The sequence below is a fragment of the Streptomyces sp. ML-6 genome (genome assembly GCF_030116705.1).
Taxonomy (GTDB): Bacteria; Actinomycetota; Actinomycetes; order Streptomycetales; family Streptomycetaceae; genus Streptomyces.
Map to the genome: position 1 here is coordinate 204,170 of NZ_JAOTIK010000002.1, position 26,244 is coordinate 230,413.

Here is a 26,244-nt window from a genome sequence, read left to right on the forward strand (position 1 = left end):
TGCCCGCCGCGAAGCCCTCGTCCGCCGACCTCAAGGAGGAATGACCGTGGCGCACCCGACGGTGTTCATGTTCGCGGGGCAGGGCTCGCAGTTCTACGGCATGGGCAGGCAACTGCGCGCGGAACACCCGGTGTTCGACCGCACGCTGCGCACGCTGGACACCATGTTCGCCGACGCCGGGCTGCCGGGCCGGCTGGAGGAGCTGTACCGCACGGACAGGGGGCCGCGGGACTCCTTCGACCGCTTCGCCCACACCCATCCGGCGATCCTCATGGTCGAACTGGGCCTGCTGGACGTGCTGCTGGCCGAGGGCGTCGGGCCGGACTACGTACTGGGCACCAGTCTGGGCGAGTACGCCGCCGCTGCCGCGGCCGGGGTCCTGGACCGTGAGGACCTGACCCGTGCGGTCGCCGCCCAGGTGCGGCTCACCGAGGAGCTGTGCCCGCCCGGCGGCATGCTCGCCGTGCTCGCCGAGGTCAGCCGGTTCGACCCGGAGCAGCCCCCTTGGCGGGGGCTGGAACTGGCGGCCGTCAACTACGCGCGGCACTTCGTGGTCTCCGGCACACCGGACGCGCTGGACGCGGCCGAGCGGGCGCTGGCCGCCGAGGGCACGGCCTGTCAGCGCCTGCCGGTGCGCTACGCCTTCCACTCCTCCCAGGTGGACGTGGTGGCGGAACCGTACCGGCGGATGATGGCGGGCATCGCGCTGAGGCCCCCGGGAGTGGAACTGGTCTCCTGCGCGACCGGCGCGGTCATCGGCGAGGTGACGCCCGAGCACATGTGGGACACGGTGCGCGGCCCGATCCGCTTCCGGGAAGCGATCCGGACGCTGGAGGCACAGCACGACGAGGTGCGCTACGTCGACCTCGGCCCGTCCCCGACGCTGGCGGGCTTCGCCGCACACTCCTTCCGTGCCGGGTCGGGAGCGCGGGCGAGGGCCCTGCTCCACCCCTTCGTGCCTCCCGACACGGCGCTGAAGGAGATCAAGGAAATCTGCAGCCCCGCCCCTGCCTCCGCCCCTGTCCCCGCTCCGGTTTCCGCCGGGCGGGCGGCCGGGCCGGTGGCGCTGCTGTTCCCCGGTCAGGGGTCCCAGCGGCGGGGCATGGCCGAGGGGTTGTTCGCGGAGTTTCCCGACCTGGTCGCGGAGGCGGACGACACGCTCGGCTACTCGGTCGAGGAGCTCTGCCGGTACGACCCGAGGGGCGAGCTGGACCGGACCGAGTTCACCCAGCCCGCGCTGTTCGTCGCCAACGCGCTGCACTACCGCGCCTGGCAGCGCGAGCACGGGGACCGGGCGGCGTTCTTCGCCGGTCACAGCCTCGGCGAGTACTCCGCCCTGTGGGCGGCGGGCGCCTTCGACTTCGTCACCGGGCTGCGACTGGTGCGCAGGCGCGGCGCGTTGATGGCCGCGGCGCCCGAGGGCGCCATGGCCGCGGTGATCGGGATGGACGAGGACCAGGTCCGGGGGGTGCTGGCAGGGGGCGCGTCGGCCGCCGTCGACGTGGCCAACCTCAACGGCGCCGGTCAGGTGGTGGTGTCCGGCCCCCGGGAGGCGGTGCTCGGGGCGAAGGCCGCCTTTCTGGCCGCGGGTGCCGCCGGATACGTTCCGCTCCGGGTGAGCGGCGCCTTCCACTCCCGTCAGATGTCGGCCGCGGCGGCGGACTTCGCCGATTTCCTCGCGCGGACCGACCTGCGGGCGCCCCGGTTGCCGGTGATCGCCAACACCACCGGGGCACCGTATCCCGAAGGCGACATCCGCCCCGTCCTCACGGCCCAGCTCACCAGCCCGGTCCGCTGGGAGGAGAGCGTGCGCCACCTGCTCTCCCAGGTGCCCGAGCTGGTGGAGGTGGGGCCCGGGACGGTGCTCACCAAGCTGCTCGACAAGATCCGTGCCGCCGTACCGGCCGTGCCAGTACCAACCACGCCCGTACCTGCCGTGCCTGTACCAACCACTCCCGTACCAGCCATGGCTGCCCCGGCCACGCCCGTACCGGCCGTTCCCGTACCGCCCTCGGTGTCATCGGCGCGGCAGGGGGTCGCCGACGGCCGTACGGCGGTCCCGGCAGGTGCCTCCGCGCCGGGAGCCGGGGCCCTGGGCAGCGACCGGTTCCGTGCCGCGTACGGGGTCCGGCACGCCTATGTGTGCGGGTCCATGTTCCGCGGCATCTCGTCCGAGGCCCTGGTCGCCCGGGCCGCCCGGGCCGGACTGCTCGCGTTCTACGGCGCGGGCGGCCTGGCCCCCGAGGCGGTCGACGCGGCGCTGGGCCGGCTGCGGGGCGAACTGGGCGGGCTCACCTTCGGGGTGAACCTGCCGCAGGGGCCGGACGAGGAGGCGAGGGTGGACCTGCTGCTGGCCCACGGGGTGAGCGCGGTGGAGGCCTCCGGTTTCACCGAGGTCACTCCCGCGCTCGCGCGCTACCGGCTGCGCGGGCTGGCCCGGGGCGCCGACGGCGGGGTGGTGGCGCACCACCGTGTCCTGGCCAAGGTCACCCTGCCCCGGGCCGCCGAGGCGTTCCTGCGGCCGGTGCCCGAGGGGCTGGTGCGCGCGCTGCGCGCCGGGGGCGCCATCACGGCGGAGCAGGCCGAACTCGCCGCGCTCCTTCCCGCCGTCGACGACCTCTGTCTGGAGGCGGACTCCGGCGGGCACACCGACCGCGGTGCGCTCGCGGTGCTGCTGCCGGCGGTGCTGCGGCTGCGGGCGCGGCTCGGGGCCGACGGGGTGCGGCTGGGCGCCGCGGGCGGGCTCGGCACCCCGGAGGCGATCGCCGCCGCGTTCCTGCTCGGTGCGGACTTCGTCCTCACCGGGTCGGTGAACCTGTGCACGGCCGAGTCGGGGATCAGCGACGTGGCCAAGGACATGCTGGAGAACATCGCGGTCGGCGACACGGACTACGCCCCGAGCGCGGGGGCGTTCGAGACGGGCGGGCAGACGCAGGTGCTGGGGCGCGGCGTCTTCTTCCCGGGCCGGGCCCGCAAGCTGCTCGAACTCCACCGTGCGCACGCCTCGCTGGAGGAACTCGACGTACGGACCCGCACCATACTGGAGCAGCGGTGGTTCCGCCGCCCGCTGGAGCAGGTGTGGCGGGAGACCCGGGCGTACTTCGCGGAGCACGACCCGGGGGAGGCGGAGCGTGCCGAGCGCGATCCGCACCACCGGATGGCCCTGGTCTTCCGCTGGTACCTCGCGGAGAGCCAACGCCTGGCGATCGAGGGCGACAAGGACCGCCGCGTCGACTTCCAGATCCACTGCGGACCCGCGCTCGCCGCGTTCAACGACTGGGTGTCCGGCACCGATCTGGAGCACTGGCCCGACCGCCACGTCGAGAACATCGCGGATCGACTGATGACCGCCGCAGCCGACCACCTCGCAGGAGTGAGCCAATGAGCAAGCAGCCGCGGAACGCGGGGATCGCGGTCGTCGGCATCGGATGCCGCTTCCCCGGCGCGAACGATCACCATGAGTTCCTCGCCAACCTCACCGACCGGGTCGACGCCGTCCGCGAGATCCCCGACCACCGGTGGAACGCCTCCGAGTTGTACGACCCGGACCGGAGCGCCCCCGGTCGCTCCGTCAGCAAGTGGTGCGGCCTGGTCGACCGCCCGTACGACTTCGACCACGGGTTCTTCGGCATCGCGCCGCGCGAGGCCCGGCTGCTGGATCCGTTGCAGCGGCTGCTGATGGAGGTCACCCAGCACTGCGTGGAGGACGCGGGCACCACCGTCGCCGCGTTGGGGGCCTCCCGCACCGCGGTCTACGTGGGCAACATGGAGCGCGACCACATGGCCGAGCTGACCAGCCCCGGGCACCCCGTGGAGAGCCACTCGGTGCTCGGCGTCTACGACTGTCTGCTGGCCAACCGGCTGTCCCAGGTGTTCGGGCTCGGCGGGGCCAGTCTGGCGGTGGACGCCGCGTGCGCCTCGTCGCTGGTGGCCGTGCACCTGGGCATGCAGGCGCTGGCCACGGGCGAGGCGGACCACGTGCTGGCGGGTGGGGCGAACCTCAACCTGCACCCCTGGAAGTACATCGGGTTCTCCAAGTCCAGGATGCTCAGCCCCACCGGCCGCTGCCGCACCTTCGACCGGGACGCCGACGGGTTCGTGCCCGGGGACGGCGTGGGCATGGTGCTGCTGCGCAGGCTCGAGGACGCGGTGCGCGACGGCGACCACGTCTACGGGGTCATCCGCGGCAGCGCCGTCAACCACGGGCGCAAGCGGGCCACCATCACCGCGCCCACCGTGGCGTCCCAGCGCGACGTGGTCTCCGAGGCGATCGAGCGGGCAGCGGTGAGCCCGGCCGACATCACCTTCGTGGAGACCCACGGCACCGGCACGTCACTGGGTGACCCGATCGAGGTGGAGGCGCTGCGCCAGGTGTTCGCGCCGGCCTCGCGCGGCACCGGCTGGTGCACGCTGGGCGCGGTCAAGTCCGGCATCGGGCACCTGGAGGGCGCGGCGGGCGTCGCGGGCCTGATCAAGGTGCTGATGATGTTGTCCGAGCGGCGCATCGTGCCCAACCTGCACATGCGTACCCTCAACCCGCTCATCCGGCTGGAGGGTTCGCCGTTCCGGCTGGCCTCGGACAACGCCGAGTGGCACCCGTCCGCTCCGGGGAGGCCCCGGCTGGCCGGGGTCAGTTCGTTCGGCTTCGGCGGGGTGAACGCGCACCTCGTCGTCGAGGAGTACGTACCCGTCGAGCGCCCGGCCCGGCCCGCGCGCCCCCTGCCGTTCCTGCTGTCCGCGGCCTCGGCGACATCGCTGGAGAAGCTCGCCGAGCGGTGGCGGCGGTCGGGTCCGCAGGGTCCGCCGGCCGACCTGTGCACCACTCTCGCGGTCGGCCGCACGCACCTGCCGTACCGGCTCGGGGGCGTGGTCACGGGAATCGAGGAGATCACGGCCCTGCTGGAGGGGGAACGGCCCGCCGCCACGCCGGAGGAGGGGCCCTGGACGCTGCGGGTCGGCCTGCTGGACGTACCCGACGACGTCGGGGCGTTCGTGGACGCGTTCTCGCGGGTGATCGACGCACCGCTGGCCGAAATGCTGCGTACCGCCGAGGGAGGTGCGCGGCAGCGGTGCCTGTACACCACCGCGGTGACCTCGGCGCTGCTGCGCTTCGGGCTGCGGCCGGCCCTGGTGCTGGCGAGCGGGCCGGGCAGCTGGCCCGCGCTGGCCGCGCTGGGGGCCCTGGACCCGCGGAGCGCGGCCGACCTGGCCGGGGGCGAAACGGTGCGGGGTACGGTGCGCGCCCCGTCGCTGCCGCTGGCCGTGCCGGGGACCGACCGGGTGGTGGCTCCCTTCCGGGTGGACGCCGCCCATCTCGCCCGGCTGCGGGGGGCCGCGGTGGAGGGTGCGGAGCTGGCCCGCCTGGTCGAGCTGGCGGGCCGGCTGGACGCCCAGCGGACGTATCGGCACAACGTGGGCGACTGGCGCCGGGCGCTGCGGGAGCGCGGCCGCGACGACGATCCGGCGCGGGAACCGGACGGCTCCACCGACCCGCTCGTGACCGCCCTGGCCCTGCAGAACGCGTTGGACCGGCTGAACCGCAAGTGGGGTCTGCCGCTCGCCCGGCACCTGGCGGACGCGAGTGCGCTGGAACTGCTGGACCTGCTGCTCGACGGCGTGGTCGAACCGGGTGACGTACTCGACCTGCTGGCCGGTGAATCCGTCGCCCCCCGCCATCCGGACCGTGCCGATCCGACGGACGAGGAGCGCTATCCGGTGCTGCGCCGGGTGGGCGGCCTGCCGGACGACCTGGCCGGTGTCGATGCCTGGGCCCGGTTCGCGGAGCTGGCCGGGTCCGCCGCAACGGCGCCCGAGGGGCACTCGGTCGTTTCGGTGGGTGCGGTGGGTTCGGCGGGTGACGTCGCCGGCGAGGTCCGGGTCGCCTCCGGCAGCGACCCCCTGACCGGGCCGCTGACGGAGCTGTGGCGGCGCGGGGTGGACGTGCGCTGGGAGGACCATCCGGTGGCCATCGCCGGGTTCAAGGTCCCCCTGCCGACGACCCGGTTCGACAGCGTGGAGCACCGGGTCCCGCCGGTCGGGCGGACGGTGCCGGAGTCCGCCGCCGCCGGGGAAAGGGCCCCCGAGCCCGCCGCCCCGGAAACGGTGCCGGAGCCTGCGGCCCCCGAGCCCGCCGTCGAGGAGGGTGTCGTCGAGCTGCGGGCCGAGTGGGAGGCCACCGAGCGGGTGCCCGCGCCCGCCGTGGGCCGGGTGCTGGTGATCGGCCCGTCCGGGGCCGCTGTCGGGCACCTCGCCGAGGCGTGCCTGCCCGGCCGGGTGCGCACCGTCGACCCGGCGGCGCTGCCGGGGGACGACGACCCCGAGGCGTGGCGCCGGGCCGTCGACGGGGGCGGGGCACCCGACGCGGTGGTGCTCTGCTGCACCGGGTCGGCCACCGACACGGCCGTCGCGGCCCTGCGGGTGGCGAACGCGGTCTACGGCCGGGGCACGCGGGTGCTCGCGGTCTGCCCGCTGGTGGGCGGTTCGGTCTCGCCGGAGCTGGCCGCGCTCACCGGTCTCGCCAGGAGCCTGGCGCGCGAGACCCGCTCCGTACCGTTCCGCGCGATCGCGGTTCCCGGTGCCCTCGACGCCCGTTCCACCTGGGAGTCCGTCGCGGACGAACTCGGACGGTCGGACGGCACGGAGCTCGTCCGGCACGCGGAGGGCGGCCGGCTCACCCGTCGCTACGTCCCCGTCCGTCCGGCCCCCGCCGCCCCCGCGGCCCTGGGCGTCCGCCCCGGCGGCGTCTACCTGCTCACCGGCGGCACCGGGGGGGTCGGCCGGCTGGTCGCCGAGCACCTGCTGGCCGTGCCCGGGGTACGGGTCGCCGTGGTGGGCCGCTCGCCGGCTCCCCGGGAGGACGGGCGGGAGCGGGTGGCCCACTTCCGGGCCGACGTGTCGGACCCCGCCGAGGCGCGCGCAGTGGTCGGCCGGGTGCGTGAACGCTTCGGCACGCTGACCGGAGTCCTGCACGCCGCGGGCGTGCTGCGGGACGGGTACCTGGCGCAGAAGTCCGCCGCGGACCTGCGCGCGGTCTTCGCACCGAAGGTGCGCGGCGCCGTCAACCTGGACCGGGCCACCCGGGACGATCCGCTGGAACTGTTCGTGCTGTTCTCGTCGATGGTCGCTGCGGTCGGCAACCCGGGGCAGGCCGACTACGCCGCCGCCAATGCCTTCCTCGACCAGTTCGCCGAAGTCCGGGAGACGCTGCGGGCGGTGGGCGAACGGTCCGGGCGCACCCTGTCGATCGGCTGGCCGGTGTGGCGGGACGGAGGCATGACCGTCACGGACCGGGGCGTGCTCGGCCCCGGGGCCGGGGTGCTGCCCATGCCGACCGGCACCGCGCTGGCGGTGCTCGACCGGCTGCTCGCGGGCGCCACCGGTGCCCGGCCGTTCGTCCACGGCGTCCCCCACCGGGTGCCCGAGCTGCTCGACCCCGTCCCGGATCCCGGCATCCCGGCCGGTGGACCGGCGGAGCGCGGGGTCCGCCCGGCCCCGGCGGCCGACCGGACGCAGCTGGTCGCCTGGGCCAGGGAGTACGTGGCCGAGGTCATCGGGGAGTTGCGCGGGGTCCCCGCCGGGGACGTGGATCTGGGCCTGACACTGGACCAGTACGGGCTGGACTCCATTGTGATCAGCGAGTTCAACGCCCGGACCGAGGCGCGGATCGGCTCCGTCGGGGAGACGCTGCTCTTCGAGAGCCGCACGCTCGAGGCCGCCGCGGAGCGGATCGCGCAACTGCGCCCGGCGGAACTGACCGCCCGCTACGGTGCCACGGCCACGGAGCCCGAACCTGCGGCGGTTCCCGCCCCCGACGCCGGCCCCGACGCGGCGGACGGCCACGGCGCCGAGGAGGCGGATGCGCGCGGCGGCGGGGCGGCCCGTGCCCGCCGCGCCGAAGTGCCGGACACCGCCGAAGTGGCGGACGACGCCGAGGTCGCGGACGACGACATCGCGATCATCGGGCTCGCCGGGCGGTACCCCCAGGCCCCGGACCTGGACGCCTTCTGGGACAACCTGCTGCGGGGCCGCGACTGCGTGACCCCGATACCGGAGAGCCGCTGGACCCCCGGCCCGGAGACCTACTGCGAGCGGGGCGCGTTCCTCGACGACGTCTACGCGTTCGATCCGCTGTTCTTCAACATCTCCCCCCGCGACGCGGAGCTGATGGACCCGCAGGAACGCCTCTTCCTCCAGACCGCGTGGCACGCGTTCGAGGACGCCGGGTACCCGCCGGGGCGCCTGGGCGACCCACGGGCTCCGGGCGGGCGCCCGGTGGGCGTGTTCGTCGGTGTCACCACGCAGACCCACCTGCTGTGGGGGCCGGACCAGCAGCGGGCCGGCCATCCGGTGGTGCCGCCGTCGCCGCAGTGGTCCGTCGCCAACCGCGTCTCCTACTGGCTCGACCTGCGCGGGCCCAGCATGCCGGTGGACACCGCGTGCGCGTCCTCGCTGACGGCCATCCATCTCGCGGCGCGCAGCATGGCGCGCGGAGAGTGCCGGATGGCGCTCGTCGGCGGCGTCAACCTCTACCTCCACCCGGCCAAGTACGACTGGCTGTGCAGCCTCCAGATGCTCTCGCGCACCGGTCGTTGCCACACCTTCGGTGCCGGGGCCGACGGGTTCGTGCCCGGCGAGGGGGTGGGCGCGGCGCTGCTCAAGCCCCTGCGCGCCGCGCTCGCCGACGGTGACCCGATCCGCGGCGTGATCAAGGGGAGCGCGGTCAACCACGGGGGCCGGACCACCGGGTACACCGTCCCCAGCCCCCTCGCCCAGGCCGAGGTCGTCTCCGCCGCGCTCGCGCGGGCCGGGGTCCCGCCGGCCACCGTGGGATACGTCGAGGCGCACGGCACCGGTACCGCGCTCGGCGACCCGGTCGAGATCGCGGGGCTCGCCCGGGCCTTCGCCGGGGTGCCGGCCGGAAGCTGCGCGATCGGTTCGGTGAAGACCAACGTCGGGCACCTCGAATCGGCGGCGGGCATGGCCGGACTGACCAAGGTGCTCCTGCAACTGGAGTCCGGCACGCTGGTGCCGTCCTTGCACGGCGCGGAGCCGAACCCGCGCATCGACTTCTCCGCCACGCCCTTCGCCCTTCAGCGCGAGGCGGCCGACTGGCCCGGTACGGCCGACGGCGGCCCGCCCCGGCGCGCGGGCATCAGCGCCTTCGGGGCGGGCGGCGCCAACGCGCACGTGGTCGTGGAGGAGGCGCCCCGGCAGCGGCACCCGCGCGGTGCCGAGCACGGCGAGCACCTGGTCGTGGTCTCCGCCTACGACCGCGAGCGGCTGGCCGAGCACTGCGCCGACCTGGCCGGGGCGATCCGTGCCCGGGCCGGCGAACTGCGCGTGTCCGAGATCGCCTACCAGCTGCAGGTGCGCCGTGAGCCGCAGTCCGAGCGGCTGGCCCTCCTGGTCGGTGATCCCACGGCACTCGCGGACCGGCTCGCCGACTTCGCCGCGGGCCGGGAGCCGGCGGGCGAGCACTGGACCACCGTCCGGGACCGCGCCGCCCGCACCCGGCTGCTGGAGCGGCTGCCGCAGGCGCTCGCCCGGCGCGACTGGGCCGCGGTGGCCGGGGCGTGGGTGGCGGGCGCCGACGTGCCGTGGGAGTCGTTGCACGACGCTCCGACGCCGCACGTACGGCTGCCCGGCTACCCGTTCGCGCGCGAGCACCACCGGCTGCCCGAGCTGCCCCCGACGGCGACAGCGGCGCCGCCGGACACCCGGCCGGGGACCGCGCATCCCTGGGTGCGCGAGAGTCCCGGGGAGGACGGCGTCGGCGTCGAGTTCACCGGGGACGAGCCGGTACTGGCCCAGCACCGGGTGGACGGGACACCGGTCTTCCCCGCCGCCGGCTGCGTGGAACTGGTCCGCGCGGCGGCACACGCCGAGCCGGGCGCGGGCCGGCTGGTCCGGCTGCGCAACAACGTGTGGTCGACGCCGATCGCCGTGCCGGAGCCCCGCACCCTGCGGGTGTCGCTGCGGGACGGGCACCACGGCGACTACGAGGTCACCGGCCCGGAAACCACCCACGTGACCGGCAGGGTCGAGACGGCGCCCGCCGAGGACCTGCCGCCCCTGGACGTGGCGGCGATCCGGGCCCGGTGCACGCGGACAACGGACGGCGAACGCCTCTACACCTCGGTCCGGGAGCGCGGACTCGACCTCGGGCCCTTCTACCGGGGCGTCGAGCGATTGCACTGGAACGGCGACGAGGCGCTGGCCGAACTCCGCCTGCCGGACGGCGGCCACGGCTGTGTGCTGCACCCCGGCCTGCTCGACTCCGCCTTCCAGGCCTCGCTCTGGCTGCTGGGGCAGCGGTTCGAGCGGCTGTACCTGCCGTTCAGCATCGGCACGATCGAGATCCTCGGGGAGCTGCCCGCCGCCCCGGTGGCGCACGTGGTGGTGCGCAGGGCGAGCGCCGAGGGCTGCAAGCTGGAGGTGCACCTCGCCGACGGGTCCGGCCGCGTCGTGCTGCGGGTGCTCGACTTCTGGGTCCGCCCCTGGCCCGGTGGCGAGGCGTGGTCCGGGTTCTGCCCCGCCTGGGTCGAGGAGGAGCCGGGCGCGAAGGCCGTCCCGGAGTCCGCGCTGATCCTCGCGCCCACGGAGCACGCGGGCGCGCGGCTGGCCGGTGAGCTGTCCCGGCAGGCCGGTACGCCGGTGCTCTCGTCCGTGGCGGTGCCCCGCCGGGACCACCGCACCGGAGCGGGCCCCTTCCGGCCGCGCCCGGACTCCGACGCGGACTTCGACGCCCTGCTGGCGGCGGCGGGACCGGTGGACACCGTGCTCTTCGCGTGGCCCGGGGCGGAGGAGAGCGAGCTGGAGGCACAGCTGGCCGACGGGCTGCTGCCCCTGTTCCGCCTCGTCGGGGCGTTGCTGCGGGCCGATGACAAGCGGCCCGTGCGGCTGGTGTGCGCCGTCGCGGACGGCGTGCCCGGCTACCGGGCCCTCGGGGGCTTCCTGCGTACGCTCACCCGGGAGAGCCCCCGCATCTCCCACGTGCTGGTCGTCGGCGCCGCCCCGGAGCAACTGGCGGCCGAGGCGCTCGGTGCCGCCGGGGGCACCGAGGTGCGCCACCGCGACGGCAGCCGCACCGTACGGCGGTGGCGGCGCCGCACCCCCGCGCCCGCGACGGCACCGGCGGTGCGGGACGACGGTGTCTACCTGGTCACCGGTGGGGCCGGTGGTCTGGGCGCCCAGGTCGCCCGATGGCTCGCACGGACCGCCGGGGCCCGGGTGGTGATCGTCGGCCGCTCCGCCGAGGACGAGCACGTCGCCGGGGTGCTCGGCCGGGTGCGGGCGGCGGGCGGCCAGGCGGTGTACGTCCGTGCCGACGTGTCCACGGCGGAGGGGGCCCGTACGGCGGTACGGGCGGCCACGGCCGCGTTCGGCGCGCTGCACGGGATCTTCCACTGCGCCGGTGTGCTGCGGGACGGATACCTGGTGCACCAGGATGCCGGGCGGCTCCGCGATGTCGTCGCCGCGAAGGCGTTCGGTGCCGTGCACCTCGACGCGGCGGTGGCGGACCGGGGGCTGGACTTCTTCTGTCTGTTCTCCTCGGTGGCCGCCGCGGTGGGCAGCGCGGGACAGGCGGGCTACGCCTATGCCAACGCCTTCCTCGACGCCTTCGCCGAGCAGCGCCCCGGCCGGACCGTCTCGGTCGCCTGGCCGCTGTGGGCCGATGGCGGAATGGGGGTGGACGCCGAGGCCGCCGAGGCGTTGCGGGTGGCGTTCGGGCTGCGGCCGCTCGCCACCGACACCGGGCTTGCGGCACTGGCCGCGGTGCTCGCGGGCGAGGACCGGCAGGTGCTGGTCGCCCCGGGCGACGGCGCCGTACTGGCACGGGTGCTCGACGGGACGGCCGGACCCACGACCGCCGGGTCGCCCGGGTCACTTGGATCGCCCGGGTCGCTTGTGACCCCTGGAGCGCCCGTGCCGCCCGTGTCTCCTGAAGTGCCCGTGCCGACGGCCGGGGGCGGGGAGCGGGCCGAAGCGGTGGCGGACGACTTCGCCGCCGCCGTCGCCGAGGTGCTCGTCGCCGAGGTGGCGTCGGTGATCAAGCTCGATCCGTCACGGATCGACCGGGAGCGGCCGATCGGGGACTACGGCTTCGACTCGCTGTCCTTCACCGCGCTGGCCAACCGGCTGGTGGAGCGGCTCGGGGTGGACCTCACCCCGGCGCTGTTCTTCGAGTACACGACGGTCCAGGACGTCGCGCATCACATCGCCGAGACCCACTCCGCGCAACTGGCGGCCCGCCTCACCCCTGCGCGCCGGACGGCCCCCGAACCGGCCGCTGCCACGCCCACGACCGCGCCCGCGATCACGACCACTCCCACACCCGCACCCGCACCCGCACCCGCACCCGCACCCGCAAGCAACAAGCTCCCCTCCCGCCCTTCCGGGGACCGCCCTTCCCGGGACGAACCGATCGCGATCATCGGCATGCACGGCATCCTGCCGGGCAGTTCGGACCTGGCCGAGTTCTGGCGCAATCTGGGGGCCGGGCGCGACATGGTCACCGAGATCCCCGCGGACCGGTGGGACTGGCGCGCGTACTACCACGCGACCGCCGGGCCGGGCCGGACGAACAGCCGGTGGGGCGGCTTCGTGCCCCAGGTGGACCGCTTCGACGCCCGCTTCTTCGGCATCTCGCCGCGCGAGGCCGAGCTGATGGACCCGCAGCAGCGGCTGTTCCTGGAGACCGCGTACAAGACGGTGGAGGAGGCGGGCTACCGTCCGTCCGACCTGGCGAAGGGCCGCACCGGACTGTTCGTCGGCGCCGCCAGTCACGACTACTACGACCTGCTGCGCGACGCGGGCGTGCCGGTCGAGGCGTTCACCACCACCGGCATGTTCCACGCCATCCTCGCCAACCGGGTGTCGTACCTGCTCGGCCTCACGGGGCCGAGCCTGCCCATCGACACCGCCTGCTCCAGTTCGCTGGTGGCGCTGCGCTCCGCGGTGGAATCGATCCGCGCGGGCAGTTGCGACACCGCGATCGTCGGCGGGGTCAACCTGCTGCTGTCGCCGACGATCTTCATCTCGTTCGCGCGGGCGGGCATGCTCAGCCCCACCGGCCGCTGCCGCACCTTCGACGCGGGAGCCGACGGCTACGTGCGGGCGGAAGGGGTGGGCGCCCTGCTGCTGAAGCCGCTCGCGCGGGCGGAGCGGGACGGCGACCACATCCACGCGGTCGTCCGGGGCAGCGCGGTCAACCACGGCGGCAAGGTCAACACCCTGACCACGCCCAACCCGAACGCGCAGGCGGACCTCATCGTGCGCGCCTTCGAAGAGGCGGGCGTCGATCCCGCCACCGTCGGATACCTGGAGCTGCACGGCACCGGCACGGCGCTCGGCGACCCCATCGAGGTCAACGGGGTGAAACGGGCCTTCACCGAGCTGCGCGGGCGCGCCGGACTGCCGCCGCTCACCGGACCGACCACGCTCATCGGCTCGGTCAAGTCGAACATCGGCCACCTCGAAGCGGCCGCCGGGCTGGCCGGCATCTTCAAAGTGGTGCTGTCCATGAAGCACGGTCAGATCCCCGGGAACCTGCACCTGGAGGAGGTGAACCCGCAGATCAGGCTCGACGGCTCCGGGCTGGCCCTCGTGGACCGCACCCTGCCGTGGCCCCGGCCGAAGGCCGACGACGGCACCGAACTCCCCCGCCGCGCCGGGGTCAGCTCCTTCGGCTTCGGCGGGGTCAACGGGCACGTGCTCCTGGAGGAGTACGTCGCCGCCGAAAGCGAACCCGCCCCGCCCGGCGAGCAGGTGTTCGTACTCTCCGCGCAGGACCAGGAGCGGCTGCGCGAGTACGCGGCCCTCCTCGCGGACGCGGTCCGGCCGCTCGACGGGGCCGGGCCGGAGCCGGGCAGGGAGCCGGGTGCGGAGCTGGTCGCCGAAGTCGCCGCCGTACTGGGCGTGGACCCGGGGGACGTGCCGTTCGACGAACCGCTGGCCGACCTGGGAATGTCCCGGCACCAGGCCCTGCTGCTCGCCGACCGGCTGGATTCGGCGGGCCTGCCCGGCCGGCATCCGGACACGCTGACCGCGCGGACGGTGGCGGAGCTGGCCGCGGGGACGGCACCGGGCGGACAGGACGGGCCCTCCCCGGCGGGCCCGCTCGCCGACATCGCGTACACGCTCCAGACCGGCCGTGAACCGATGGCGCACCGCCTTGCGGTGGTCACCGGCTCGGCGGCCGAACTCGCCGACGAGCTGGCCGCCTTCGCCGCCTCCGGCGTGCCGGGCCCCCGCACCAGGACGGGCGTGGCGGAAGGCGGTCGTGGGCCTGCCGCCGAGGGCGGTCCGACCGAGCCGGCCGAGAGGTGGGTCGTCGGCTCCCCGGTCGACTGGGCGGCTCTGCACGCGGGCCGGTCCCCCAAGCGGCTCAGCCTGCCCACCTACCCGTTCGCCCGCGACCGCCACTGGATACCGGGGTCGGCCGGGCCCGGTCAACGCCCGCTGGACGGACCGCTCCCCCTGGTGGACGGCCCGCGCCCGCTGGTGGAAGGGCCGGGCACGCCGGACGGCGACGGCACGGTCTACCGCGCCCGGCTGGAGCGCACGGACCGCATCGTCGACGAACACCGGGTGCACGGCTCGCCCGTGCTCGCCGGTGTGGTGCAGGCCGAGCTGGCCGCAGCCGCGCTGGCCGCGCACCGGGGCGGGCCGCGCCGGTTGACCCGGATCGCCTGGCTGCGTCCGCTGGTGGTGCCCGACGAGGGGTGCGAGGTGCGGGTCCGGCTCACCGAGCGGGACGGCGGGATCGCCCACGAGCTCCGGACGGCCGACGGCACCGTCTACAGCACCGGCCTGTGGGTGCCCGGTGACGGCGCCGCGAGGCCGCCCGCTCCGTACGACCTGGACGCCGTACGGGGCCGGTGTGCCGAGGAGTACGGACAGCAGGAGATCTACCGCACGTTCGAAGGGATCGGCATCGTCCACGGCGAGCTGTTCCGCGGGCTGCGGCACGCGGTCGCCGGCGAGGGCGAACTGCTGGCCCGCTTCACGGCCGAGGTTCCCCTGCCGCACCGGACGACGTTCCATCCGACCGTCCTGGACGCCGCGCTGCAGGCCGTCACCGTGCTCACCGGGGCGGAGCCGGGCACCACCCGGTTGCCGTTCGCGGCCGATTCCGTCGAGCTGCTGGCCCCGGTGCCGACCGCGGGCCACGTGCACGTGCGCTCCCGGGGCGGGGAGGGGCACGACGTGACGGTGCTCGACGGAACGGGCCGGCCCTGTGTGCTGTTGCTCGGGGTCGTCGTGCGGGCGCAGCGGCCCGGCCTGTTCTACCGGCCCTGCTGGCGGCCCGCCGGGCCGGCGCCCGCCGGGCCGGTGCACGGGCCCGCCCTGATCGTCCACTCGGCGGGTTCGGTGGAACTGGCCGACGCACTGACCGCCCGTCACCAGGGGCCGGTGCACCGGATCGACGTGGCACAGCTCGCCCGCCCCGGTCTGGCCGATCGCCTGCGCGGGCTCGGGGAGCTGCGGCACGTGTGGTTCCTCGCCCTGTCGGCCGACGGCGGTGGGGGCGCGCGGGCGCTGTTCCGGCTGGTCCGCGGGCTCACCGAGGCGGATCTGATCCAGCGGGTGCGGTCCGTCCGCTCGGTCACCTCGGGCGCGCAGGACGTGGGGGGCAGGCGGGTCACCGACCCGGTCGCCGCCGAGCTGACCGGGATGAGCAAGGCCCTGGCCAAGGAGTATCCGCGGATCGGGGTGAGCTGCGTCGATCTCGCGGACCCGGTGGTGGACGCCGGGCAGGCCGCCGACGCGCTGCTGGCGGAGCCCGTTCACCGGAACAACAACCGGGACGTCGCTCTCCTGGGCGGCCACCGGCTGGTCCGCGGGCTGCGTCCGGTCCACCTGCCGCCGCCCGCCCGGCCGGTGTTCCGTGAGGGCGGCAGTTATCTGGTCGTCGGTGGTGCGGGCGGCATCGGTCTCGCTCTCGCGGATCATCTCGCCGAGAGCGTTTCCGCCCGGATCTTCCTCGTCGGACGCCGTCCGCGGGACGAACGGATCGACCGCGCGCTGGACCGGCTGGGCCGGCTGGGCGGGCGGGCCACCTACCACCGGGCGGACGTCACCGACCCGGACGCGATGCGCGCGGTGGCGGCCGAGGCGCGCGCGCACGGTCCGCTGCACGGAGTCGTGCACGCGGCGATGGTGCTGCGCGACGGGATCGTGGAGCGGACGAGCGAGGAGGCGTTCCACGCCGTCCTCGCCCCCAAGACCGACGGGATGCGCGTGCTCGGTGAGGTGTTCGCGGCCGATCCGCTGGACTTCCTGCTGGTGCTGTCCTCGGTGCAGTCGTTCACCGGTGCGGCGGGACAGGCCAACTACGCGGCGGCCTCCACCGCTCAGGACGCGTACGCGCACCGCCTCGCCGCCGAGTTGCCCTTCCCCGTGCAGTACGTCGGGTTCGGTCCGTGGGCGCGGGTCGGCCGGGTCGCCGACCGTCACGAGAGCCTCAGCGCCCGCGGGTACCGGCCGATCGAACCGCGGGAGGGCATCGACACGATCGAGCGCGTGCTGGCGAGCGGCGAGCGCGGCGTGGTGGCGCTGCGCGCCGACGAGGCGGTACTGACCGCGATCGGTGTCGAGCGCGGCCCGGTGGCCCCCGCGGCTCCCGGGGTCCCCGCCCATGACGGGGACCCCGCCGAGCGGAAGGCGCTGGACGCCTTCATCGGGGAAGTGCTGTGGCACGTCGTGGGGGGCCTCGGTCCGTTCGCCCGCCCCCACGAGCGGCATCCGGTCGAGGACCTGCCCGAGCTGCTCGGCGCGCTGCCCCGGTACCGGCGGCTGGTCAGGGCGCTGGTCCAGGTCCTGGTGCGCGGCGGCCACCTCGTGCAGGAGGGTGGGGCGGTGGCCGTCCCGGTGGCGGGGGCGCGGCCGGCGCCGCCCGACCCGGCGCCGCTGCGCGCCCGGTTCCCGGGCCTCGGTGCCCGGCTGGACCTGGTGGTGCGCTGTCTCGACGCCCTGCCCGAGGTGCTCACCGGTGCCCGGGAGGCCACCGAGGTGCTGTTCCCCGGCGGTTCCGCCGACCTGGTCACCGCGGTCTACCGGGGCGAGCCGCTGGTCGACTACTGCAACGCGCTGGTCGCCGGGCAGGTCGTCGCCCGGGCCGTCGACGGCCTGCGGGTGCTGGAGGTCGGCGCGGGGACCGGCAGTACGACCGAGGCCGTGCTGGCCGCGCTGGCCGGGGCCGGTGCGGCGGTCCGGTACGACGTCTCCGACATCTCCCCCGGTCTGCTCCGGCAGGCCCGGGCCCGGCTGGAGCGGCCGGGCGTGCGCTTCAGGGTCCTGGACGTCGAACGCCCCGCCGACGCGCAGGGGTTCGCCGGGGAGCGGTACGACGTGGTGGTGGCGGGGAACGTGCTGCACGCCACGCGCGACCTGGACGCCGCGCTGGGCGAGCTGCGCCGGCTGGTCGCTCCGGGCGGGCGGCTGGTGCTGAGCGAGGTGACCGTCGTGCAGCCCTTCCACACCGTGACGTTCGGTCTGCTCGACGGCTGGTGGCGGTTCGACGACCCCCATCGCAGGCTCCCCGGCTCGCCGTTGCTGGACCCGCACATGTGGCGCGAGCGCCTTGAGCGGGCGGGCTTCGGGGACGTGAGCGTCCTCGGTGCGCCCACCGCGCCGGGGGTCCTCCCGCAGCGGGTGATCGTCGGAACCGCCGACGACCGGCAGCCGGGGGCAGACGGTGAAGGGGTGCACCGGACCGCGCCCCCGGAACCCGTGCCCACGGAACCCGTGCCTACGGAGCCCGCGCCCACCGGGGCCGTCACGGCCGGGTCCGCTCCCGCCGCCCCTCGTTCCGCCGGGCCGGTGGCATCCGTCGGGCGCGGCGGCGAGGAGGTCCGCGCGCTCGTCGCCGAGCGGGTGGCCGGGTGTCTGGGGCTGCCGGTCGGCAAGGTCCTGCCGGATTCCCCGCTGTCCGCCCTCGGCCTCGACTCGATCGTCGCCGTGGAGCTGACCAACCAGCTCAGCGACGCGCTCGGCGTCGTGCTGAAGACGATCGTGGTCTTCGAGCACCCGACGGTCGACGCGCTCGCGGCGCACATCGTCGAGCGGTACGGCGACGCCGTCGGTGTGGGGCCCGCCCCGCACCCCCCGGCCCTGTCCCCCTCACAGGAACGGGAGCGGGCCGCCCTGCCGGACGCGGTGCCCTCCCCCGGCCCCGCGGTCGCGCGGGGTGCGGCCACGGGGTTCCGGGCCGTCCGGTTCGAACGGCCCGGAAGGCCGCAGGACCTGCGCATCGTGCCGATCGAGCCGGTGGCGCCCGGCCGGGGCGAGATCGAGGTCCAGGTCAGGGCGTTCCCGATCAACTTCTCGGACTTCCTGCTCGCCAAGGGGCTCTATCCGATGATGCCGGACTTCCCCTTCACCCCCGGTGTGGAGGTGTCGGGGGTGGTCCGCCGGGTCGGGCCGGGGGTGACCCGGTTCTCCCCGGGGGACGAGGTGATCGCGCTGACCCGGCCCGAGATGGGAGGCCAGGCGTCGGTGGTGGTGACCGGTGAGGACTTCGCGGTGGCCAAGCCCCCACATGTCAGCCACGAGAAGGCGTGCGGCTTCCTGGTGCCGTTCCTGGCCATGCACCTGGCGTTCGAGCGGGCCGCGGTGCGGGCCGGCGAGCGGGTGCTCGTCCCGGCGGCCACCGGCACCACCGGTCTGATCGCGGTGCGGTTGGCCCAGCTCGCGGGGGCCGAGGTCATCGCCACCGCGGGCGGCGAGCACAAGATCGCCCACCTGGCCGGACTCGGGGTGCGGGAGGCCATCGACCACCGCCGTGCGGACGTGGTGGGCGAAGTGCTGCGGCGGACGGGCGGCGTGGGCGTCGACGTCGTGGTGAACACGCTCGGCGACGGTGCCGCGCAGCAGGGGATCGACGTACTCGCCCCGGACGGACGGTACGTCGAGATCGCGGTGTTCGGTCTCCAGGCGTCCTCCGGGCCGAACCTGTCGCGGCTGGTCGACAACCAGAGTTTCCACAGCTTCAACACCAAGAAGTTCTTCCTGCGGCACCCGGAACGCCGGGACGAGGTGCTCCGGGCCGCCGCGAAGCACCTCGCCTCCGGCAAGGTCACCCCCACCGTCGCCCATGTCCTGCCATTCGACCGGGTTACCGAGGCCTACGCGCTCAAGGAGGACCGCGCGCTCATCGGCCGCGTGGTGGTCACCGTCCCCGACCCGGAGACGGCCCCGGCCCCGGCCCCCGACAGGGAACCCGGCGGGTACGAGCGATCTGTCGGGGAGGAGGGATCCGTCGGCGAGCGGCTGCGTGCCGTGCTCGCCCGCGAGTTCGGCGAACGGGCCGTGCCCGCCGACGCCGACCTGCGGCGCCTGGCCGAACAGCTCGGCGGGGGCGAGGAGGAGCGCGCCGGGTGACCCGCGCGCACGGCGCCCCGCGCGCACGGCGGCCTGCGGCGCCGCTCCGTAGCGAAACAGCACTACGGCAGCAGAGGGGGTCCGACCTGCGGCGATGGGGGTGTCGGCAGTACCTCGGCACGTCCGCCCGCCACCGGCGGGGCTCGTTAGTTTGACGTCTCGGAACGGACACGGAACCACACCCGCGAGGAGTGCGCATGCCCGGCGAAATCGAACTGAGCCCCACCGACGACCTCATGGAGATGGTGGTCGCGGGCTGCACCGCGCAAGCCATCCACACCGCCGCGAAGCTCGGGATCGCGGACGTGCTCGCCGACGGTCCCAGGACCGCCGACGAGATCGCCGCCGAGGTCGAGGCGCACCCGGACGGCGTCTACCGTCTGCTGCGTGCCCTCACCACGCGGTCGATCTTCACCGAGCTGCCGGGCAGGCGGTTCGCCCTCACGCCGATGGCCGACGCGCTGCGCCGCGACGCGCCGAACTCGGTGCGTGCCCTGGTCCTGATGGCCGGCCATCCCATCACCTGGGAGACCTGGGGCCAGTTGGCCCACTCGGTCGTCACCGGTGAGCCGGCGTTCTGGAAGCTGCGCGGGATGCGGGTGTTCGAGTACCTGGCGCGCGACGAGGAGTACGCCGACCTGTTCAACCAGGCCATGACGTTCAGCTCCAACATCGAGATCCCCACGATTCTGGACGCGTACGACTTCAGCCGGTTCCACACGATCGTGGACGTCGGCGGGGGGCAGGGACGGCTGCTGGCGGCGATCCTCCGGGCCACGCCCAAGGCCCGCGGGATGCTGCTGGACATCGAGTCGGTCACCGCGGGCGCACCGCGGGTACTGGCGGAGGAGGGGGTGGCCGATCGCTGCACCGTGCACAGCGGTTCCTTCTTCGACGCCGTCCCGGCCGGCGGGGACGCCTACGTGCTCAAGCACGTCCTGCACGACTGGCCGGAGGACAAGGCGGTGGAGATCCTGCGTTCGGTGCGGGCGTCCATCGGTGACAACGGTGAACTGCTGCTGGTGGCGCTGGTCCTGCCGGACGACGGCTCGCCGCACCTCGGCAAGGTCGTGGACCTGGATCTGCTGCTGGAGTTCGGCGGCCGGCACCGCACGCGGGAGGAGTACCGCCGGCTGCTGGCCGAGGCGGGGTTCGAACTGCGCCGCGTCGTGCCCACCGCGGGGGCCGCGTCGGTCGTGGAAGCCATTCCGGCCTGATTCCTACGCAGGACAAAGGACTGAGGCCTCATGCCGATACTCCTCGTGGTCGGTGGAGTCACATTCGTCTACAGCACGCTCGAAGCGATGCTCGCACCCGCGCTGCCGCTCATCCGGGCGGGCGTCGGCGGCACGCCGTCCTCCATCGCGTGGGTGTTCACGGGACTGCTGTTGTCGGGGGCCGTGTGCACCCCGTTGATCGGCCGTCTCGGCGATCTCCACGACAAGAAGAAACTGTTCCTCGCCGTCCTCTCGATCGTCACGCTCGGCACCGCACTCGCCGGGCTGGCGACGAACGTGCCCGTGCTGGCGGTCGGCCAGATGATGCAGGGCGCGGGACTGGGGCTCACGCCGCTGTCGATCGGCCTGATGCGCGAGGCGCTGCCGGAGGACCGGGTCAAGAACGGCAACGCGATGATCATCGGGACGTCGTCGCTGGGGGTCCTGGCCGGCCCGCTGCTGGCCGGCCCGCTGACCTCCGTGCTGTCGTACCGCTGGCTCTTCTGGCTGCCGTTCTTCCTGCTGGTGGCCCTGATCGGGCTGGCCTTCGCGGTGCTTCCTGAGAGCCCGGCCACGGCCTTCGCCACGCCCCGCGGCCGGGTGGACTGGCTGGGCGCCGGGCTGCTGGGCGGCGGCCTGCTGACGTTGCTGCTGGGGCTGACGTTCGCCCCGACGTGGGGCTGGGCCTCCGGCGGGTTCCTCGCCACGGCCCTGGGGGCGGCGGTGCTCCTCACCGCGTTCGTCGTGACGCAGCGGCGGCTGGCGAGTCCGCTGATCGACCTGCGGGAGCGCGGGCGGACCGTCTTCGTCGTCTGTGCCGTCTCGTTCGCCGTCGGCTGGGCCGTCTTCGCCACCTACACCGCCCTCCCGACGATCACCTCGGCTCCTGCCACGACCGGTTACGGGCTCGCTCTCGACACCACCGTGACGGGCTGGATCCTGGTGCCCTCCGGTGTGCTCGCCGGCCTCAGCGCGTTCGCCGTCCGCCCGCTCGAACGCCTGGTGGGCACGAAGGCGCTCATGGTGGGCTCGTGCGTACCGATCCTGGCGGCGCCGGGCGTACTGCTGCTGGACCGGCCCTCGCTCGGGCTGCTCATCACCTCGTCGGCGCTGATGGGTCTGGGCATCGGGCTCGGGCTGACGCAGGCGATGAACATCGTCGTGACGTCCGTTCCGGCATCCAGGGCCGCGAGCCTGACCGGGCTGATGTTCGTCGTCCGGGCCGTCGGCGGGAGCCTCGGTGCCCAGATCGGCGGCAGCACCCTGGCCGGCGACGTGATCCCGTCGACCACGTTTCCGACGTGGTCCGCCTTCACGACGATGCTGACCGTCAGTGCGGTCGTCGGGCTGTTCGCCGTGCTCGTCGCCGCCGCTCTGCCCCGCGGCTCCGCCGCGGTGCCCGAACTCGCCGAAGTCCGGGCTTCGGTGTGAGCCACACGTGAGGGGGCACCGGGGGTCATTCCCCCGGTGCCCCCTCACGGGCGTTTCTCAGATCAGTGCCGCCGCCAGTTCCGCGTACTGCTTCCTGGCCAGGGTGGGCTCGGCCCCCGGGGTGGAGAGGATCTCGACGCAGACGTGGTCCGCGCCGGCCGCGAACTGCTGCTGTACGCGGTGGGCGACGGCGTCCACGTCCCCGTGGGCGACCATCGCGTCCACGAGCCGGTCGCTGCCGCCGTCCGCCAGGTCGTCCTCGGTGAAGCCGAGCAGGTCCCGCACCGCGTGCCAGCGGGAGGGCAGTTGGGAGCTGTGCTCGATCCAGTACCGCACGTTCTCCCGGGCCGTCTCGCGTGCGGCCGACCTGTCCGCGTTCAGCACGACGCCCTGCTGCACGGCGAGCACTTTGTCCGGGCCGAGGATCTGCCGCGCGTGCGCGGTGTGTTCGGCCGGCAGGAAGTACGGGTGCGCTCCCCAGGTACGTTCCCCCGCGAGCGCGAGCATCCTCGGGCCGACCGCGCCGAGGACCGTCCGGAGCCGGGTGTTCGGCGGGGTGGCCGTGAACAGGGCGGCATCCATCCGGTCGAGGAAGTCGCGCATCGTCGCACCGGGCGGGCCCCACGTCCGGCCCACCATCTCGGCCAGGTGCGGCACGCCGACCCCGAGGCCGAGCAGGTACCTGTCGGGGAAGGCCTCGGTGAGGGTGCGCTGCGCCTGCGCCAGGGTGTGCGGGTTGTGCCGGTAGATGTTGGCGACGCCGCTGGCCACGGTGATCCGTGACGTCGCGGACAACAGCAGTGCCGCCTGGGTCGGGGCGTCCCGTCCGAACCCCTCCGCCGTCCACACCGTGCCGTAGCCGAGGTCCTCGAACTCGGCGACCGCGTCGACGACCTCGGCCCACGGATGGCTGTCGATCTCGGCGGGCCGTATTCCCACTCTGCCCAGCATGCTCGTCCTTCCTCAGTCGGTCAGCAACGACAGCCTGGTGACGCCCGTCATGTACGGACTCGGCTGGAACTGCGGCGCGTCGTCGGGGTCCACGCGGAAGCGGGGGAACCGGTCGAGGAGTGCGTTCATCGCCACTCGGCCCTCCATCCGGGCCAGTTGGGTTCCGATGCAGAAGTGCACGCCGTGTCCGAAGGCCAGGTGCGGATTGGGGGTCCTGCCGATGTCGAACTCGTGCGGTCGCTCGAACCGCCGGGGGTCACGGTTGGCCGCCGCGAGCCACAGCAGTACCAACTGGTCGGCCTCGATGGTCTTGTCGCCGATCCGGCCGGGCCGGTTGGTGCAGCGCGAGATGGCCGCGAACGAACTCAGGTACCGCAGGGACTCCTCGATCATCCCGGGGATGCGCGAGCGGTCCGCCTCCACCGCCGCACGCGCCTGCCGGAACGTGTCCATGCACAGGACGGTGTTGCCCAGCAGCATCGTCGTGGTGATGTGTCCCGCGATCAGCAGGACCGCACCGAAGTTCGCCACCTCGGTGTCGCTGAGCCGTTCGCCGTCCACCTCCGCCTCGACGAGCCGGGTCAGCAGGTCGTTCCTGGGTTTCCCTCGGCGTTCGGTGGCGTGTTCGTGCAGGTAGGCGATCAGCTTGCCCATCTGGTCCACGGCGTTCTGCGTGGACTCCGGCGTGGGCTCTCCCCGGGTGAATCCCTCGGGCCGCTCGAAGACCTCGCCGACCCACTGCTTGAACAGGTCCCGGTCGCTGTTGGGCAGGCCGAGCAGGTCGGCGATGACGATCACCGGCAGCGGGTACGCCAGGTCCTCGACCACTTCCATCCGGCCGGATTCGGCGGACTTGTCGAGCAGTTCGTGCGTCAGCGCGACGATCCTCGGCTCCAGGCTCGAGATCATCTTCGCGGTGAACGCGTGACCGACCAGTTTGCGCAGCTTATTGTGCTCGGGCGGATCCATCTTGAGCAGGTTCCCGCGGGAGAACTCGCCCTCGATGGGCACCAGTCGCGCGGTGTCGGAGGAGAACGTGGTGGTGTCGGCGAGCACGTCGAGCACTTCGGCGTGCCCGTAGACGTTCCACATCCCGGACTGCTCGTCGAAGCTGACCGGCTCGTCGGGATCCTTGCCGTGCAGCCAGAACTGGCGCGGGTCGAGATTGCTCCACTGTGCGAAGGCCGTACTCATCGGTGTGCCTCTCCACGTGTCGGATTCACGCCGCTCGCCTGGCGACGCTCTCGCGCCGGGCCGCCACGGCCGAGCCTGACTCCCGTCGTGCCATCCGGCGCAGCACACCCGGGGCCACCAGGAAGCCCACGGCTCCCCACACCCCGAGCACGCCGGCCATCTCCAGGAACCGCCAGGACTCGCCGATCTCCGAGGCGGCCATGGCGTCCGGCAGGAACGCGGCCCGCAGTCCCAGGCCCAGCCAGTAGACCGGGAAGACCTGCGCGATCCACTCCACCCACCCGGGCAGCGAGGAAAGCGGGTAGAACACCCCGGAGAAGCCCACCAGCACCATGATCAGCACCATGATCGGGACGAGTCCCTGGGTGCTGCGGAAGAGCGAGCCGAGGATCGCCCCGACGGGCAGGATCGCGAGCATGCCGAGCGCGAGCACCCAGGCCAGGGTCGCCCACGACGACACCGCTCCCAGCCGCAGCCCGTCGAACAGGAACGCCACCGGGACCAGCAGGACGAGCAGGACCGCCACGGTGGTCCCGGCCTGCGCGAGCACCTTTCCCACGACGTAGCCGAGCATGCCGTTCGGGGTGGCCTTGGCGCGCAGCAGCGTGCCGTCCTCCCGGTCGGTGATCAAGGTGAACGCCAGCCCGATCAGGCCGGTGAACAGTGTGTTGATCCCGAGGATTCCGGGCACCGCGTGGGTGCCGAGGGAGAAGTCGGTGCCGCCCACCGTGGTGTCCCGCAGGAAGTACATCACCGCCAGCGCGAGGACCGGCCAGAACAGCCAGCCGACCAGCTGGCCCGCGTTGGTCACCGTCTGCCGGAACTCGATCCAGCCGCGGTGCAGCCCCGCGCGCAGCGCTACCACGCCTGGCTTCATGCCTCCTCCATCTCCCGCACCATGGCCAGGTAGACGTCCTCCAAGCTCGCCCGGCGCACTTCGAGGTCACCGACAGCGTCGCCGTGCCGCTCGAACAGCCCGCGCACGTACCGGGTCGCGTCCTTCACCGAATCCGCCCGGGGCTTGCCGTCGAGCGTGTACCGGACTTCGGTCCTGCTCCCCACCCGGTGCGCCAGCTCGGCCGCCGTGCCGTCGGCCCTGATCCGGCCGCCCGCCAGGATCACGATCCGGTCGGCCAGCTTTTCGGCCTCGCCCAGGTCGTGCGTGGTGAGCAGGATCGTCGTGTCCTCCAGGGCGGACAGCCGCTGTATCAGGGCGTGGAACTCCTGCCGGGCCTCCGGGTCGAAACCGGTGGTCGGCTCGTCGAGGAACAGCAGGTCCGGGTTGCCGATCAGGCCGACGGCCACGTCCAGCCTGCGCCGCTGCCCGCCGGACAGTGCGCCGACCCGGGCGTTCCTGTGCCCGGTCAGCCCGACCAGGCTGATCATCTCGTCCACGTCGTAGGGCCGTTGGCGCAGCGGCGTGCCGTACGGCGCGTAGTAGCGGCCGAGGTGGTCGAGGAGTTCACGGACCTTCCACCAGCTGTGGTCGCGCCATGACTGCAGCACGATTCCCAGCCGGGCACGCCATGCCTCGTCCCCGTCGTCCGGGTCGCTTCCCAGGACACGGACCTCACCGGCCGAGCGCTTGCGGAACCCTTCGAGGATTTCGATGGTGGTCGTCTTGCCCGCCCCGTTGGGTCCCAGCAGCGCGAGGACCTCACCGCGGCGCGCGTGGAAATCCACGCCGCACAGCACGTCCTTCGAGCCGTAGCGCATGCGCAGCCCGCGGGTCTCGATGACCGGCCGCTCCTCGGCGCGCTCGGGCCCGGCGTCCGCGTCCGATGCCGTGGGCACCGCCACGTCTTCCTCCCTCTGCTCGGTTCGGCGCCGATTATTCACAGCGCGGCTGTCGCTCACGGCGCTCCCCGTGAGTCCCGGAAGGGCCCTGCCGGCCACTGCTCAGGCGCAGGTCGAAAAGGCCGCTGCGGCACCGGGCAGGGGGAAGTACGGATTCGCTACGGAAAGGAACGCGTCCGGCATCGACGGCGTGAGCGGTCGTCGTGCCCGTGCGGGTGCTTCACGGCTTCTGCGGGCGCTTCACGGCTTCGGTGAGGGCCGTGATCGGCGC

The 26,244-nt window shown here is 74.0% G+C and carries 8 protein-coding genes; 4 read left to right on the forward strand and 4 right to left on the reverse strand.

The genetic code is table 11. The features are described 5' to 3' along the window. Positions 1 to 40 precede the first annotated feature (40 nt). The 4 genes from fabD (at position 41) to OCT49_RS34895 (ending at position 22,031) form a co-directional block, all read left to right on the forward strand. Positions 41 to 3,385, forward strand: a complete 3,345-nt coding sequence (gene fabD, locus OCT49_RS34880; RefSeq protein ID WP_283856168.1) for an ACP S-malonyltransferase — start codon at positions 41 to 43, stop codon at positions 3,383 to 3,385. After that, a complete protein-coding gene (locus OCT49_RS34885; RefSeq protein ID WP_283856169.1) occupies positions 3,382 to 19,383 on the forward strand; it encodes an SDR family NAD(P)-dependent oxidoreductase in 16,002 nt (5,333 codons plus the stop codon). Before fabD ends, OCT49_RS34885 begins: the two co-directional genes overlap by 4 nt. A 197-nt stretch (positions 19,384 to 19,580) precedes the next feature. After that, positions 19,581 to 20,600, forward strand: a complete 1,020-nt coding sequence (locus tag OCT49_RS34890; protein ID WP_283856170.1) for a methyltransferase — start codon at positions 19,581 to 19,583, stop codon at positions 20,598 to 20,600. Between the two features lie 30 nt (positions 20,601 to 20,630). After that, complete coding sequence (locus tag OCT49_RS34895; RefSeq protein WP_283856171.1) at positions 20,631 to 22,031, forward strand: MFS transporter; 1,401 nt, start codon at positions 20,631 to 20,633, stop codon at positions 22,029 to 22,031. A gap of 57 nt (positions 22,032 to 22,088) precedes the next feature. Here the strand turns inward: OCT49_RS34895 and OCT49_RS34900 are convergent, their stop codons facing one another. Genes OCT49_RS34900 through OCT49_RS34915 form a run of 4 tightly spaced genes read right to left on the reverse strand, consistent with a single transcriptional unit; the run spans position 22,089 to position 25,892 of the window. Continuing rightward, the gene (locus OCT49_RS34900; protein ID WP_283856172.1) at positions 22,089 to 22,982 is read right to left on the reverse strand and encodes a TIGR03620 family F420-dependent LLM class oxidoreductase; all 894 of its coding nucleotides are present in this window, start codon (positions 22,980 to 22,982) and stop codon (positions 22,089 to 22,091) included. 12 nt (positions 22,983 to 22,994) lie between these two features. Continuing rightward, positions 22,995 to 24,176 carry a cytochrome P450 gene (locus tag OCT49_RS34905; protein ID WP_283856173.1) on the reverse strand — a complete coding sequence of 394 codons (1,182 nt, stop codon included), beginning with the start codon at positions 24,174 to 24,176 and terminating at the stop codon, positions 22,995 to 22,997. Positions 24,177 to 24,201: 25 nt separating this feature from the next. Then, complete coding sequence (locus OCT49_RS34910) at positions 24,202 to 25,053, reverse strand: ABC transporter permease (protein ID WP_283856174.1); 852 nt, start codon at positions 25,051 to 25,053, stop codon at positions 24,202 to 24,204. Further along, positions 25,050 to 25,892, reverse strand: coding sequence for an ABC transporter ATP-binding protein (locus OCT49_RS34915; protein WP_283856752.1), 843 nt, complete (start codon positions 25,890 to 25,892; stop codon positions 25,050 to 25,052). Before OCT49_RS34915 ends, OCT49_RS34910 begins: the two co-directional genes overlap by 4 nt. Positions 25,893 to 26,244: the final 352 nt, after the last annotated feature.